13 protein-coding genes are annotated in these 15,921 nt (G+C 42.5%); 8 read left to right on the forward strand and 5 right to left on the reverse strand.

What is annotated here, in order from left to right:
- Positions 1-5: 5 nt before the first annotated feature.
- Positions 6-3,143, reverse strand: coding sequence for a WD40/YVTN/BNR-like repeat-containing protein (locus ACFQZJ_RS00625; protein WP_379931618.1), 3,138 nt, complete (start codon positions 3,141-3,143; stop codon positions 6-8).
- Positions 3,144-3,332: 189 nt separating this feature from the next.
- Between ACFQZJ_RS00625 and ACFQZJ_RS00630 the strand changes: the two genes are divergently transcribed.
- The 4 genes from ACFQZJ_RS00630 (at position 3,333) to ACFQZJ_RS00645 (ending at position 6,297) form a co-directional block, all read left to right on the forward strand.
- On the forward strand, positions 3,333-3,656 hold the full coding sequence (locus ACFQZJ_RS00630; protein WP_379931619.1) for an SdpI family protein: 324 nt from the start codon (positions 3,333-3,335) through the stop codon (positions 3,654-3,656).
- A gap of 149 nt (positions 3,657-3,805) precedes the next feature.
- Entirely contained in the window at positions 3,806-5,104 is a 1,299-nt protein-coding gene (locus ACFQZJ_RS00635) for an aminopeptidase P family protein (RefSeq protein ID WP_379931620.1), read from the forward strand.
- A 236-nt stretch (positions 5,105-5,340) separates the two neighbouring features.
- Positions 5,341-6,111: an exodeoxyribonuclease III gene (locus tag ACFQZJ_RS00640; protein WP_379931621.1), complete on the forward strand. Its 771-nt coding sequence runs from the start codon at positions 5,341-5,343 to the stop codon at positions 6,109-6,111.
- Positions 6,112-6,114: 3 nt separating this feature from the next.
- On the forward strand, positions 6,115-6,297 hold the full coding sequence (locus ACFQZJ_RS00645) for a hypothetical protein (RefSeq protein WP_379931622.1): 183 nt from the start codon (positions 6,115-6,117) through the stop codon (positions 6,295-6,297).
- Positions 6,298-6,402: 105 nt separating this feature from the next.
- On the opposite strand, the gene ACFQZJ_RS00650 is transcribed toward ACFQZJ_RS00645, so the two are convergent.
- Entirely contained in the window at positions 6,403-7,980 is a 1,578-nt protein-coding gene (locus ACFQZJ_RS00650) for an amidohydrolase family protein (RefSeq protein ID WP_379931623.1), read from the reverse strand.
- A gap of 57 nt (positions 7,981-8,037) precedes the next feature.
- Positions 8,038-9,315, reverse strand: coding sequence for a branched-chain amino acid transport system II carrier protein (locus tag ACFQZJ_RS00655; RefSeq protein WP_379933100.1), 1,278 nt, complete (start codon positions 9,313-9,315; stop codon positions 8,038-8,040).
- Positions 9,316-9,572: 257 nt separating this feature from the next.
- Here ACFQZJ_RS00655 and ACFQZJ_RS00660 point away from each other — a divergent pair, with 257 nt between their 5' ends.
- A complete protein-coding gene (locus ACFQZJ_RS00660; RefSeq protein ID WP_379931624.1) occupies positions 9,573-9,791 on the forward strand; it encodes a hypothetical protein in 219 nt (72 codons plus the stop codon).
- A gap of 324 nt (positions 9,792-10,115) precedes the next feature.
- Here the strand turns inward: ACFQZJ_RS00660 and thiL are convergent, their stop codons facing one another.
- Both thiL and ACFQZJ_RS00670 read right to left on the reverse strand, forming a co-directional pair.
- Positions 10,116-11,165, reverse strand: coding sequence for a thiamine-phosphate kinase (gene thiL, locus ACFQZJ_RS00665; RefSeq protein ID WP_379931625.1), 1,050 nt, complete (start codon positions 11,163-11,165; stop codon positions 10,116-10,118).
- Positions 11,166-11,257: 92 nt separating this feature from the next.
- Entirely contained in the window at positions 11,258-12,715 is a 1,458-nt protein-coding gene (locus tag ACFQZJ_RS00670; protein ID WP_379931626.1) for a Gfo/Idh/MocA family protein, read from the reverse strand.
- Positions 12,716-12,860: 145 nt separating this feature from the next.
- Here ACFQZJ_RS00670 and ACFQZJ_RS00675 point away from each other — a divergent pair, with 145 nt between their 5' ends.
- From ACFQZJ_RS00675 to ACFQZJ_RS00685, 3 genes are all read left to right on the forward strand, one after another.
- The gene (locus ACFQZJ_RS00675; protein WP_379931627.1) at positions 12,861-14,108 is read left to right on the forward strand and encodes a choice-of-anchor B family protein; all 1,248 of its coding nucleotides are present in this window, start codon (positions 12,861-12,863) and stop codon (positions 14,106-14,108) included.
- The gene (locus ACFQZJ_RS00680; protein WP_379931628.1) at positions 14,109-15,455 is read left to right on the forward strand and encodes a hypothetical protein; all 1,347 of its coding nucleotides are present in this window, start codon (positions 14,109-14,111) and stop codon (positions 15,453-15,455) included.
- 127 nt (positions 15,456-15,582) lie between these two features.
- Positions 15,583-15,912: a HesB/IscA family protein gene (locus tag ACFQZJ_RS00685; protein WP_379931629.1), complete on the forward strand. Its 330-nt coding sequence runs from the start codon at positions 15,583-15,585 to the stop codon at positions 15,910-15,912.
- The last annotated feature ends 9 nt before the right edge of the window (positions 15,913-15,921 follow it).

Below are 15,921 nucleotides of genomic sequence, written 5' to 3' on the forward strand. Positions count from 1 at the left end.
GGATTTTATGATTTCAGTTTTTTGTTAGTTCGGATTTCAAGTTCGCTTTTCTTCAATTGGACATTCAATTTTTTCACCTCGACATCCATGAATTTCTTGAATTTTGTATCTACATCTTTCAAACGTTTGTTAAAGATAGCATATACTTCGCGTTGCTGGTCCGTGGGTTTAAAATCTGCGCCAAAACCTCCAATATCACTGGCCAATGCGCTTATGCGACCATATAATTTCATGGGGGATCGAAAAGCATCTTCACGAGCTCCCGTTAAATGGATATCGTATAAAGAACCTGCAATGGATTGCGCAAGCATTCGTAATTCCTCCGCTTTTTTACGGTCGCTGTTTTTCTTCAGTTTTGGGATGATTTCATTAAGCTCTGCCCGTATGGTTTCAATATCATTGATCATGGTTACGGCAAGGTTCATGGCATCGCGCAGCTCAAGAGAAAAGGCTACTTGCTCTGCAAGTTCTTCCAAAGTGCTTTCGGTGTCCGGATCTTTAAGCACATCAACCTCGCGTATAAATTCTTCATCGCCTACAATCAGTTTTATCTTGTAGCGCTGTGGTACTACCCGCGGACCAAACTGTCCCCGCCATAGGTCCAAGTCCCAAGTGACCAAAGGTCGCCAACCTTCCCCGTTTAACTGCACCCAAGGTCTTCCCGGAGGCGTTGATCGTAATTTTGGTTTGTACGTGGGTTCATAGCGTAGGTCCCACATCACCCTATGGATACCAGCATCCTGTTTGCCTTCTAGACTTCGTATCAATTGGTCGTCCATAGTCATTACTTCTATGGCTACTTTTTGGTCCGTGCTATCCTTCAGGTAGTAATGGATGTCTGCTCCATACGCAGGATTTCGGCCCGAATTCATACTGGGGCCATCGGTCTTTATGGCTTGTTTGTCAATAAACCGATAGGCAGGTCGCATACTGAATAAATGTGCTTTTTGGTCTTTGGCATCGACATCGAATTCGCGTAAAGGAGCGACATTGTCCAGAATATAATAGCCACGACCGTAGGTACCTACCACCAAATCATCAAAACGCTCCTGAATTTCCAACCAATACACCGGTGCGGGAGGTAGGTTGTTTCGCAAACGCATCCAAGTATCGCCATCATCATAGCTGATGTAAAGTCCGTTATCAACGCCTAAGTATAACATCCCTTCCCTTTTGGGGTCTTCTTTGATCACATGGGCAAACGTATGCACCGATTTAGGCATGGACTCTGTTATCAATTTCCAAGTGGTTCCATAATCTTCCGTTTTATAGGCATAGGCGTTAAAATCGCCCATTTGGTGTAGGTCTACCGTAATGTAGGCCGTTCCTTTTTTAAAGCGGGAAATTTCGATATTGGCAATGGTGCCCCACTTGGGCAAACCAGGAATATTGCCCGTTACATTGGTCCATTTGGTTCCCCCGTCACGCGTTAATTGTACCTGTCCGTCGTTTGTTCCCGCCCATATAAGTCCGGGTTCTAATTTCGATTCCGAAATACTGAACAGTACCGAACCATCAAAGGTCATGAGATTGTCTACCGCGATTCCACCAGAATTCTGTTGGTGTGTTTTATCGTTTAAGGTCAGGTCCGGACTAATTACCTGCCAACTTTGTCCGTCATCATCGCTTTTGTGTACATACTGACTACCAACATACACCCTATGCTTGGTATGGGGAGAAAAGGCCAATGGAAAATTCCAATGCCAGCGGTATTTTAATTTTCCCGGTTCCCATCCGTAGCCGGCCTCGGGCCAAACGCGTACATCCCTGGCATGGCCGGTTTTTGCATTGTAACGCTGTAAGCCTCCGTCATAACATCCGGACCAAACAATATCGTTGTCAAACGGATCTGGTTGGGCAAAACCACTTTCACAACCGCCAACACCCTTCCATAATCCCAAGGGTATATATCCTTGCCTGCTGTTGCTAGGGCCTTTGTAGGAGTAGCCATCCTGTCTGTTGCCGTACACATTATATGGGATTTGGTCATCGACCGAAACATGGTACATCTGCGCTATTGGTAGTACGATTCGCTGAAAACTTTCCCCATGGTTTTGGCTAATACTGGCACCGCCGTCATGTGCCACCATAAGCCGGTCCGCGTTTGCAGGGTCTATCCAAATATCATGGTTGTCCCCTCCTGCACGGTAGCCACCTTTTATAGTTTTGCCACCGTCTTTTGAAGTGCTGAATTTGACATTCGCAAAATAAAGTTCGTTGGGGTCGGAAGGGGATACCGCCATGCGTATGTAGTAAGGAGCACGTTCTCCGATATCATGATTACGTGTCTGTAGCGTCCATGTTTCGCCAAAATCTTCTGAACGGTACAACGCCGGACTATCAATTTCGAAAAGTGCATATACAATATCCGGTTCTGAGTGGGATATAGCCACGGCAGTTTTACCCACTGGATTATCCTTGCCGCCGGGAAGTCCCTTTGTCGTCATGGGTTCCCATGAATCTCCACCGTCCAGAGTTCTGTAGATTCCACCACCGGGACCGCCACTTCGCAATCCCCACGTATTAATATGAATAGACCACATGCCTACTAGGAGGCGGTCTGGATTTTTAGCATCCAATGCCAATTCAGCGGCTCCGGTATTCTCATCTACAAAAAAGATGCGTTTCCAGTTTTTACCGCCATCAACGGTTTTATAAACGCCACGTTCCTGTTGCGGTCCGTAGGTATGGCCTAGAGCCGCGGCATAGACAATATCGGGATTTGTGGGATGGACGATAATACGCCCTATGCGCCCTGTTTTTTCCAACCCCATATTTTTCCAAGTCTTGCCAGCATCTTCGGACTTGTATATGCCGTCTCCCATGGCATGTGCGGGGCGAATGATAAAGGTTTCCCCGGTACCTGCCCAAACGATATCCGGATTGGTAGGTGTAATGGCCAAGGAACCTATGGAAGAAACATCTTGATCATCAAAGATAGGGTCCCAATTGACTCCACCATCCGTAGTTTTCCATAATCCGCCAGAGGCAGCGCCAATATAATTGATCATTGGGTCACCTGGAACACCGGCAATGGCGATGGTACGGTTTCCTTCTGGACCAATAAAACGAAAATCCAGATTTTCGAAAACCGATGGGTCGTTTTGTCCGTTTGAAAATAGGACTACAAAAAAAAGAAGCATCGGAAACAATAAATTTTTGTACATATAGCGAAGTTGTCTAGTGTTCAAATTCAAAGTGTACTAAGATAACCAAAATTAAAAACTGCATATAGTTTTTGTTTAGTTGATGTACACCACAGCAGCCGAACTGGATTTCTTGACTTTTTTAGCTTTTTTCTCTAAATCAGGAAACACAATTGTTCACAGCTTATGTATGATATTTTTCTTCTTGGTTCAGGCATTCTTTTTGCGGTTGGTCTGTTCTATTTCTTTGCGCCTCCTAAGGGTATCAATCCGGCTTACGGATACAGAACACCCTCGTCTACAAAAAATGATAAAAATTGGGAGGTCGCCAATACATGGGCGTCACGTTTATTTTTAGGGGTTAGTGTCCTCATGTGTGTTCTTCTATATATCAATCAGGACTTAAAATTTATGGATAGCGACGATTTGTTCATATTCAGTTTTCTAGGAGGTATAGCCCTTATTTTCGCTGTAGTGGAACTAAAATTATGGCACATGAACAAAGAATAATTACTTAAATATATCTCAATATTCGCAGAGAAATTTCGGAATCCTTAATTTAGTGGTTTAAGACGAAGTTAAGAGCTAGGCCAACTGAAAAAATTGAAGGTCAATGCTGTTATTTTTTATAAACTATAGCCGATTTAAAGCACTACCAAATGAAATACGAACAAATTCCGAATTCTCTTTTTATAAAAAACCGTAAAAAATTCATGCAGCGCATGATGCCTAAAAGTATAGCGGTGTTTAACTCCAACGATATCTATCCCATAAGTGCGGATAGTGTAATGCCTTTTGAGCAACATCGCGATATCTTTTATTTAAGCGGTGCCGATCAGGAAGAAACTATCTTGTTGCTCTTTCCTGATGCCATGGATAAAAAACACCGGGAAATCCTCTTTGTTCGCGAAACCAATGACCATATTGCGGTATGGGAGGGCGCAAAATTGAGTAAGGAACAGGCCACGGAAGTATCTGGAATCCAGACCATTTATTGGTTGTCGGACTTCGACAAGGTCTTTTTTGACTTGATGACCGAGGCGGAAACTATTTATTTAAACACCAACGAGCACTACCGCCAAGCCGTAGAGAACGAAACCCGCGAAGACCGTTTTATTAAAAAGACAAAAGAACAGTATCCTGCACACCAGGTGGCCAAAAGCAATCCTATACTTCAGGAAATACGCGGGATCAAAGAGCCGGAAGAGCTAGAGTTGATGCAAACGGCCTGCGATATTACAGAAAAAGGATTTCGCAGATTATTGGGCTTTGTAAGACCAGGGGTTTGGGAACACGAGATAGAGGCGGAACTGATACATGAATTTATTCGTAACCGCTCAAAGGGCTTTGCGTATCCGCCCATTATTGCAGCGGGAAACAACGCCAATGTCTTACATTATCTGGAGAACAATAAAGAATGTAAGGATGGTGATCTGATATTAATGGATGTAGCTGCGGAATACGCGAATTATTCCAGTGACCTTACACGTACCATTCCCATTAACGGAAAATTCACGAAACACCAACGAGAAGTTTACGATGCAGTTTTACGCGTAAAGAATGACGCGACCAAAATGCTGGTTCCCGGAACACTTTGGGCAGAATACCATAAGGAATGTGGTAAAATTATGACTTCTGAATTATTGGGCTTAGGCCTATTGGACAAGGCCGATGTACAGAACGAAAATCCGGATTGGCCCGCGTACAAAAAGTATATGATGCACGGTGTTAGTCACCATATAGGTTTAAACACACATGATTACGGCTTGTTGAAAACACCCATGAAGGCAAATATGGTCTTTACCGTGGAGCCGGGCATCTATATTCCCGAAGAAGGTTTTGGCGTACGTTTAGAGGATGATGTAGTGATACAGGAAAAAGGAGAGCCGTTTAATTTGATGGGGAATATTCCTATTGAAGCCGATGAGATTGAGAGTTTGATGCAAAAAGCCCCCTAACCTCCGAAGAGGGAACTCTTACTCTGGTGTAATTAGTCTTGTTTTTAATAAGGTTAAAGCTCCTCCCCTCAGACGAGGGGAGGTGGACTTGAGTCTCGTTGCCGAGAGGCAAACGTGACGAAAAGGTCGGAGGGGTTGAAAGCCTTTAGCTCCCCGTTGATCACAAGCAATCAAAATTTACACGCGTATTTAGTTTTAAAGATTTCACAACGAATTATACTAATAAAATAAAAATAATGAAACTAGTCTCTTGGAACGTAAACGGAATCCGTGCCTCGGTAAAGAAAGGATTCGCGGATGTGGTATCCGATTTTAATGCGGATGTATTCTGTATTCAGGAAACCAAGGCGCAGGACGATCAGGTTAGCGAGGCTTTAAAAGATATCGAAGAATATCAGTTGCATTGCAATAGTGCGGAGCGAAAAGGGTATTCCGGGACGGCTATTCTAAGTAAGGAAAAGCCCTTGTCATTTTCGGTAGATATGAGCAAGGAGGAGCATGATATGGAAGGACGGATTACCCATGCCGAATACGAACACTTTCATTTGGTAAACGTCTACGTGCCCAATAGCGGCAGTGGTTTAAAACGGTTGGACTACCGTCAAAAATGGGACAAGGACTTTTCCACTTACCTTAAAGACTTGTCCAAAAGCAAGCCTTTGGTGGTCACAGGCGATTTTAATGTAGCCCATACCGAAAACGACTTGGCCAACCCCAAATCCAACTATAACAAAACATCGGGATTTACCCAAGTAGAGATTGATGGCTTGGATGCCATATTAAAAGAGGTAGGCCTAGTGGACACCTATAGGGCAAAACACCCCAATACTTTTGACAAATATACTTTTTGGAGTATGAGGGGTGGGGCTAGAAGCAGGAACGTAGGCTGGCGCATCGATTATTTTTTGGTGAGCGAATCGCTTTGGCCCAACGTTGTTTCCGCAGAAATTCACGATCAGGTCATGGGAAGCGATCACTGCCCCATAAGTATTGAACTTAAATTTTAGGAGATGATGCCATTAGTGACCTTATTGCAAGATACCGCGGATATTGAAAAAAAGATGCAGGAAGCACCGGACAGCGGGTATGAGATCGGTGTGATGATCGGTACTTACTTGCCTTTTGTTGTTTTGGTACTTATAGCTTATTTGTTTTACTATTATTCCAAGAAACGGAGGGATACAGGGAAGTAGTCTTAAAGTATTTTAGAACTCGGTTATCTATATCCATATACAAAGAAATTTAAATGGTATAGAATAAAAGGTTTGATGAACAACAGTGTTTCAATGTTCAGGGAACTACTGTTTTTTACGTTCCGCTTTTTGCTTTTCTACCATTGCCTCTACATCCTTTAAGAGTTGTTTTGCATCATATAGAATACCATCTTTTATCGTGTACTTGACGCCGCCTACCCGTTCCATTTTACCTGTTTCATCGTTTAGTCTAGGAAATCCTGTTCCGTATAAGACTTTTAGGTTTTCGATAGGATTTTCTTCAATGATGACCAAATCTGCCAAAAGTCCTGGTCTTACTATTCCGAACTCAATAGCTTTTCCTTTGGGCTCAAATATAGCTTCCGCTGCATGAAGGGTAGCACCTCTAATGACTTCTAGAGGATGAAAACCCGCTTCTTGTAGTAACTCCATCTCTTCTATAACGCCAACACCATATAAGTTATAAATAAAAGAAGCATCGTCGCTCACGGTTACGCGGCCACCTGCGTTTTTATAATCGTTAAGGAAGGACATCCATACCCGGTAGAAGTTTTTCCAAGCAACCTCTTCCCAAGTGGTCCAATTGTAAAAATAAGAACCGTGGTCCAAACGATTTGGTTCATAAAAATCATGTAAAGAGGGTAGTACGTACTTATCCATCCAATCCGCATTCCGTGCTTTCATTACGTCTCTGCCTGCAAGATAGGCAGTCATTGTAGGGTCTATTATAAGGTTTTTCTCCAAAAAGAAATCGATGAGCTGGTTCCATTCATCGCTACCTCTTGGGTGAATTTTATCCCATTGGTACGCTACTTGGCTAAATCGGTCCTGTTCGTTGTTGTATTCAAGATTGCGTGGCCAATGTTGTATATCCTCATCCTTATATAACGCCTCAAAAAGCCCGTAGAAATGAGTAAGGTTTTGCAAGCCCATTTCAGCCGCGTCACGTGCATTGACCCTACTTACCATCATTTGCGATAGATGTGCTACAGATCCCATTTTTCGTTTTCGTGCTTCATCTATGGCCGCAGCGAAAATTTCGGGATCTAAGTTAAATATTTTGATGCCCTCCACTCCTTTACTGTCTGCCCATGCTACCCATTCTCTAGCTTTAGCTGGAGTAATCAGCGGGCCACCTTTCCACTCTTTTCCAGTACCTGGAACTTGAAAGTTTATGATTCTCGGCGCAACTATTTTATTTTGGGAACTACGTTTTTTTTCGTTTTCAACCCAATTTAATTCTCCTGCCGGCACACCTCTAATAGTTGTTACGCCATGGCCCAACCAAAGCTTATAGGCATACTCAGATTCTGGTGCTTTTGGGTCACCGCCCACATGGGTATGAATATTTACAAAACCCGGTAGAACATAAGCTCCGTTGGCATCTATTTCCTTTGTGCCTTTTCGAGGACGATCTTTAGTTTTTATCGGAACTTTGGGCGTGCCCACTAGCACTATCTCCTTTATTTTATTGCCTTCGATAACAATATCTACCGGTCCATAAGTTGGAGCTCCGGTTCCATCTATAAGATTTGCCCCACGAATTACCATACGTTCAAAGGGACCTTCACCTTCGTTGGGTCCGCGATCGGGAGCGGGTTGTACTTGGGCAATCGCAAAATAAGAAGTAGCCAAGATTAGGACAAGGAGTAGTTGTTTCATGTGGGTCGGTTTTTATAGTTGAAATCCAAACAAGACGTTCATAATAAAGGTAGTAAATTAATAATCTAATCTATGTGGAATAGCATTTGCCAATCCAAAAACAACCAAAGCTGGCAGTACCCATCCCATACTGTAGGTGCTCAAAGGAATGAATTCTTGTATAGCTGCTAATTTGTCGGATGACCCGATCGAACCTAAAAAATCTGGAATACTGAATATTATAGTAGTAAACACAACGGCCTTGAAAACTCCGGCCGAGGCATATTTCTCGGGAACTACATTTAAAAGAATAAGCACTATGGTAATAGGGTAAATAAACATGAGTGCGGGTAAGGCAACTGCAATGATATACGCTACGTTAAACTGCCCCATCACAACGCCCAATATGCAGCCTAAAACAGCGGTTAGTGTATACGCCGGTTTAGCGTCCTTGAATTGCGACTTTACAAAATCCGAAGTACCCGTTACGATACCAACGGCCGTTGTAAAACATGCCAAACTTACTAAGATGCTAAGCCCAAGATGTCCAATAGTTCCTAAACTCAAGATAGTCATCCCACTAAGCAGCGCAGTTCTTGTTACCTCTTCGTTAAATGAACCATGCATTAAGCTGCCAGAAAGTATCAATCCCGCATATATAAGAAAAAGACCTAATCCGGCCAACCATCCAGCCTTGCGAATAAGGGCTTTCTTATCCGAGTAGGAAGCTTCTTTGTTCTCTAGATTAATCGATATAATAATGACTCCACCAACAACTACGGCACCTATGGCGTCGAAGGTTTGGTAACCCTCCAAAATACCGCTTGTAAATGGGCCTTGGATTTTAGTTCCGGAAAAATCAAACGGAAAAGAAAATAACACATTGCCGATTAATAGTAACAAGATGAGAATGATAGCTGGAGTCAATAATTTTCCTATAACACTTAAAATTTTGGACCGATTAACTACAAAGACGAATACGAATCCAAAATAAATAATGCTAGTAAGCCAAGAAGGGCTGTCAAAAAAAGGCTGTATGGCCATTTCGTGGGTTACCGATGCTGTTCTAGGCGATGGTAGGCTAATGGAAATAGCGTAAATAGTAAAGGAATACACCAAACTAAAGATGGGCGACACCTTTTTGCCAAAATCAAAAATAGTTCCTTGCAATTTGGCATGGGCTAGAATTCCCAATATGGGAATCAGAACGGCAGACAGACAAAACCCCAATACGACCAACCACCAAACGCCTCCTGAATTAAAACCTAATAAGGGAGGCAAAATAAGATTCCCCGCCCCAAAAAATAGTGAGAATAGGGCAAAGGCGGTAACTAAGATTTTTTTGGTCTGGTGCATGGTAAAAACTACCACGCAAGGTAAATTAAAAATAGTAAAGCGAAACAACTAAAATTCCTCACCTATAAATTTTGGAGGTTGACAACAGGAATTGAACACATCACAACAATTTATGGCTCAGATGATTAAAATAATATACCTTGAACCAAAATTAATCAATAGGCCAAGTAATCATTGGCTTTATCTAAAGACATAACGTTAACCAAGCATTATAAAGATTCCCAAATCGTACCAATGCAATTCTAAAACCCTACCAAATGAAAAAAATATTCTGTAATATTTTTGGCCATCACTACTCCATCTCAAAGAAGGTAACTTCCCACATTAAAGAATACAAATGTATCCACTGCCAAAAGCAGGTAACCACAGATGTAAGTGGAAACCTCTCTATATTGACTCCTGAACTACAGGATATCAATAGAACATTGGAGCACATTTATCAAAAAAGACATCACGCTGCACAACAAGTAGCGTAATTGCATTCCAACATATCTTTAGATTCCGTTCCCATGGCCGGTAAAGGAATTTAATAGCTATTCCCGCGAATTAAGTAAGTAACTTTCATCTTAACTGTCGTAACGCCCCACAACAGATAAGTAAAGATTGCCCTTGTTTTCGGGAATTTTTCGTACTACCCTAATTTCAAAAGCCGAAGGCGTATTGAAATTTCATCGTCGAAGCTGCCTCGCCGGCAGGCAGGCGAACCCCGACCCTTTGTGCCGAAATAGCTGCAGTATCCGTCAAGTTCTTTGGCCGGACGCCTCTACGTTAAATTTGAGACCGAGTTGTATAAATATTCTCTATTCGTTCCCAAACGAGTTCCACCCCTGCGCAGTCAACGGTATTTTGGTTTCCCCTCTCGTAATTAGATGTGCACCTTCGGACGCTTGCGTAATATGTCCGATAATGGATAAGTTAGGATTGCCCTTTATTTTTGGGAATGCGGATTGGTCTACCGTAAACAATAGTTCATAATCTTCCCCTCCGCTTAAAGCGATCATGGTACTATCTACCTTAAATTCCTCGCAGGCAGAGATTACCGTTGGATCTAGCGGAATTTTATCCTCGTACAAGTTACAACCTACGTTGCTGTTTTTGCAGAGATGTAATATTTCGGAGGATAGTCCATCACTAATATCGATCATGGCCGTAGGTTGTACGTTCAATTGTTGAAGTAGTGCTACGATATCCTTTCTTGCCTCTGGTTTTAGCTGGCGTTCTACGATATAGGAATACGGCTCAAGGTCGGGTTGGTTGTTAGGGTTTACCTTAAAAACCTCTTTTTCCCGTTCCAATACTTGTAGTCCCATGTAGGCACCTCCCAAGTCGCCGCTAACCACCAATAAATCGTTTGGTTTGGCTCCGGAGCGATAGGTGATTTTATTTTCCTCCACCTCGCCAAGAGCAGTAACGCTTATTATTAATCCGGTCTTTGAGGACGTAGTGTCCCCGCCTACCAAATCTACTCCAAATGTCTTGCAAGCCGTTGCGATACCGGCATATAGTTCTTCTAAAGCTTCCAACGGGAACCTATTGGATACTGCAATGGATACCGTTACCTGTGTAGCGGTAGCGTTCATTGCGTATACGTCGCTCAGGTTGACCATGACGGCTTTGTAGCCTAAATGTTTCAAAGGCATATAGCTGAGGTCAAAGTGGATGCCTTCAACCAAGAGATCGGTAGTTAAAACGGTCTTCTTATCCGTAAAATTTAGAACAGCGGCATCATCCCCAATACCTTTTATCGTCGATTTCTGAGCAATTTCAAAGCCTTGGGTCAGGTGGTCTATAAGTCCAAATTCACCTAATTTTTCTAATGAGGTACGTTCGTTATTCTTGTTTTCTAGCATACTGCAAAAGTACGCAGTTGTCGGAAATTGTTGGGCATAAAAAAACCGAAACAATACGTTTCGGTTTTAGTTCATACATATAAATTTTGTGGCTACCCTAAGGAATAACCATCTCTATAGGTTCGTTTCACGTATTTATTGGCAGCATCAAAATTGGTTACTTTCATGTTCTCTGCATCCCATTGTAATCGCTTTCTACCGTAATATTGTTTTCCACCGCCCCAGAAACTTTTGTTTTCCGCTGCAGGGTCTATTTCAAAATAGGCTTTTAAGGCCAGGTTTCCAATGAGGATGCTTTCTGTAAACGGACCTGCATAATCAAATGAAGAACTCGTCTCCGCATTTCCATATCCGGCGATACAGGCGTTTACCCATTGTAGGTAGTGGCCTTCGGGTACACGAGCAATAGTTTCTTCTACTTCAAACTGTTCATTAAGGCTTAAAGGCAGTAATCTAGGATTGGCACCATAACAATCCGCTAATAACTTTCCTTTATCACCAATAAACAAAACACCCCCATCCCAGTTGCCCAAAGCTTCGTCATCTCCAAGTTCTTCTGGTCTTTCGGGCAGGAGTCCACCGTCCATCCAAGTCACTTTTATGTTTCCGCTACCATCTGTTTTTGGATAGCTTAGGTGAATCTTACTGGAGCTCGGGAAACTTTTAGGATAATCCCTATAGGCAAAGTTTCCACTGAAGGAATCGGAAATACTGCATTCAAAGGTTTCTGGATATAAAATAGGGAGTATGCGGTATACTGGGTCCATAATATGACAGGCCATATCGCCTAGGGCACCCGTGCCAAAATCTGACCACCCTCTCCAATCAAAGGGTAGGTAGGCGTTGTTATAATCTCTCATTTCCGCAGTTCCCAACCAAAGGTCCCAGTTTAGGCCTTTAGGGATTTTGTCTTTTTTTGTAGGTGTTTGCAGTGCCTGTGGCCAAATAGCTCGGTTAGTCCAACATTTAACCGTATGGACTTCTCCAATAATGCCCGTGTCATAAATCTCCTTCATCTTACGAACCCCGTCGCCAGAACCTCCTTGGTTTCCCATTTGGGTAACCACTTTAAATTCTTTCGCTGCTTCTGTAAGCATGCGGGCTTCCCAAATATCGTGGGTCAGTGGTTTTTGAACGTAAACATGTTTTCCCATGGCCATGGCTTGGTAGGCGGCAACGGCATGGTTATGATCCGGTGTTGATACGGAAACGGCGTCGATGTTATTGCCTTCTTTCTCCAGCATTTCCCTAAAATCATGGTAATAGCTAGCTTTTGGATATGCTTTTCTGGAATCTACGGCTTGCCTATCATCTACATCGCACATAGAAACTATGTTTACGTTAGGGCTTTCGGCAAAGGAAGACATATCACTTCTGCCTTTACCGCCTGCACCGATACCGGCAATGTTCAGTTTATCACTAGGGGCTACATAACCTTGGCCGCCAAGAACGTGTCTGGGTACGATCATAAATCCTGCTGCAGCGATACTAGATTTTTTCACGAACGATCGTCTAGATTCGTTCTTTAGAAATGAAGTTTTTTTTGGCATAACGGTATCGAAATTTTGATAAAAATTAAAAACAAATGTCAAGTTAATTAAATTATTTGTATTGTAAGAGCCAAGATTAGAGATATTTTAATCGCTGTAGCTGCGAATTGCTATCTTTACAAGAGACACCTTACAAAATAAGCTAATGAAGTATTTTCTTTTTATCTGTATCTTTTTTGCATTATTGTTTTCCTGTTCCAATGCCGATGATTCATCTTCTCTAGCCGATAACACATCCATGACTGGTGATGATAGTGTTGGATCATCCAGTACTTTTGAGCCATGTGAGAATGGTATGGCGGGAGAATATCCTTGTAATGGATATGATTTGTTGGGTAGGATTTCTTTGGAAGATTTTGGATCTGTTGCCGGTAATGATATATGGGGTTGGACAGATAGCACTACGGGAAAAGAATATGCCTTGATGGGTTTGGATGATGGTACTGCTTTTATAGATATTTCGGACACTGAAAATTTGATTTATTTGGGCAAGCTACCAACGGCAACTACTTCCAGTTCATGGCGAGATGTAAAGGTCTATCAAGACTTCGCCTACATCGTTGCGGAGGCGAACAACCATGGGGTACAGGTTTTCGATTTAAAAAAACTTAGGAATGCAAGTGCCGTTCCTACGGTGTTTTCTGCGGAGAATCGCTATACGGCCATTGGAAACGCGCACAACATTGTCATCAACGAAGAAACAGGTTTTGCCTATCCTGTGGGTACGGACCGTAACGACGAGTTTAACGGAGGCGTTCATTTTTTGGATTTGCAAAACCCTGCACTACCGGTTGCCGCCGGTGGTTGGGGAGTAAACGGATATTGCCATGACGCCCAAGTAATAAATTATACGGGTCCCGATACCAATTACAGCGGAGCGGAACTATTTGTAGGTGCAAATGAGAGTCAGGTCGTAATAGTTGATATTTCTCAAAAAGATACTCCGGTTACGATAGCTTCGTTGGTGTATCCGTTTATAGGGTATACGCATCAGGGCTGGTTTACCGAAGATCAACGTTACTTTATATTGGGCGATGAATTGGACGAGGTCAATTCCGGATTTAGGTCCAGAACATTGATTTTTGATATGACAGATTTGGACAACCCAATTTTACACGATACCTATCTAGGTCCTACTAGCGCTATTGATCATAACGGATATGTGGTAGGAGAGGAGTTTTTTCTTGCCAACTATACCGCGGGGGTCCGTGTTTTGGATATTTCTGGAATAGCGGATAAATCCATATCCGAAATAGGTTTTTTTGATACGTTTCCTGCTAACGATAATACCCAATTCGATGGGGTTTGGAGTGTGTATCCCTTCTTTGAAAGCGGAAAAATTATAGTCAGTGATATAAACAGGGGACTTTTTGTAATTCAAAAATCGCAATAAATGAAGCGGTATTTTTTTGTTCTATTTATCGCAGTTTTGATCTTTTCCTGCGAACCGGAAAATGGCAATGAGGTTACACCAATTCCGGACACTACTTTTTTGGGGGAAGTGGCGTGGATAAAAACAGTAGGAGGAACCGGAGAAGAAACAGCCCAAGCCATTATTACTACAACGGATGGGGGTTATGCAGTTTTAGGTTTTACGAACAGTATAGATGGCGATATTGACGGAAAATCGACTGCGGTGAACGATTATTTGCTACTAAAATTCGATGGTCAGGGAAATTTAGAATGGAATAATACCTACGGCGGAAGCAAGGATGACAGAGGTCAGAGTTTGGTCCAAACAAAGGAAGGTGGTTTCGCGTTAACGGGATATGCGATGAGCGATGATGGTGATGGATCTATAAATAATGGTTTTCATGATAATTGGGTGGTAAAGGTTGATGTGCTCGGTAGTATGGAATGGGAAAAAAGTTTTGGTTTTTCTGGGCACGATCACTCTTATGATATTGTAGAAACCCAGGACGGCGGTTTGTTCTTTACCGGTTTTTTGGATATTACCTCGGCACGGGCCGATGGGAATACGGAAAAAGCGAACACCCTCACCAGACATGGGGTCGGGGAATTTTGGGGCACAAAGATTGATGCATCCGGAGCATTGCAATGGAGGGGTTATTTTGGGGGTACGAACAATGATCGTTCCCATGCCGTAGTGGAGTCCGATGACGGTGGTTTTGTCATGGCCGGGTTTTCCGAAAGCAACGATTTTGATATCAGCAACACACAAGGCAGCTATGATTTTTGGGTAGTAAAAGTAGATGCAAACGGAAACCTGCTTTGGGAGCGTTCCTATGGAGGTTCTGGAATTGAGATTGCGTACGACATTGCAAAAACACAGGACGGCGGTTATGTAATTGCCGGAAACACGTTTAGTTCGGATGGGGATATTTCCGGTACAAAGGGCGAATCCGATGTTTGGCTGGTAAAAATTGATGCATCCGGTAGTTTGGTCTGGGAGCATACCTATGGAGGTTCTAGTTTCGATGCCGCGCAAGCTGTAATTTCCAGTAAAAATGGCGGATATTTTATAGTAGGTAGCTCCAAGAGTATCAATAAGGATGCAGATGCCAATTATGGGGAAAATGATATATGGCTGGTCAAGACAGATGATTTAGGAAATTTGGTTTGGCAAAAATCGTTTGGCGGCTCAGGACTTGATTTTGCTTTTGATATTGTGGAGAATTTAGATGGTAGTATTGTGCTTGTTGGGGAAACTTCAAGTACAGATTTTGGGGATGCGGCATCCAAAGGAAAATCGGATATTGTGATGATAAAATTGAAATAAAGGATCTACTTATGCTATCCATAAAAAAACCCTATGCGATTATATGTTATAATAATGTTAGGTTTTATGGAATACAGCTACTTATCCTATATATTTGTAAACTATTTAGACCAAATCCAATTAAGAGATGATAGAAGTATCTGAAACGGCAAAAAAGAAAGTCATAGACCTCATGACAGAGGGTGGTTTTGATGCAGCTAAGGATTATGTTCGTGTAGGCGTTAAAAGCGGCGGATGCAGCGGTTTGTCCTACGAACTGGATTTTGATAACAAAGTACAAGAGACCGATAAGCTTTTCGAGGACAATAACGTACGTATCGTAGTAGATAAAAAGAGTTTTTTATATTTGGTAGGTACGGTTTTGGAATATTCGGGAGGGTTAAACGGCAAAGGCTTTGTTTTTAATAACCCCAACGCGCAAAGAACCTGCGGTTGCGGAGAGAGTTTTTCGTTGTAAACCTTATGA

Source organism: Maribacter chungangensis (assembly GCF_042676845.1).
GTDB classification, from domain to species: Bacteria; Bacteroidota; Bacteroidia; order Flavobacteriales; family Flavobacteriaceae; genus Maribacter; species Maribacter chungangensis.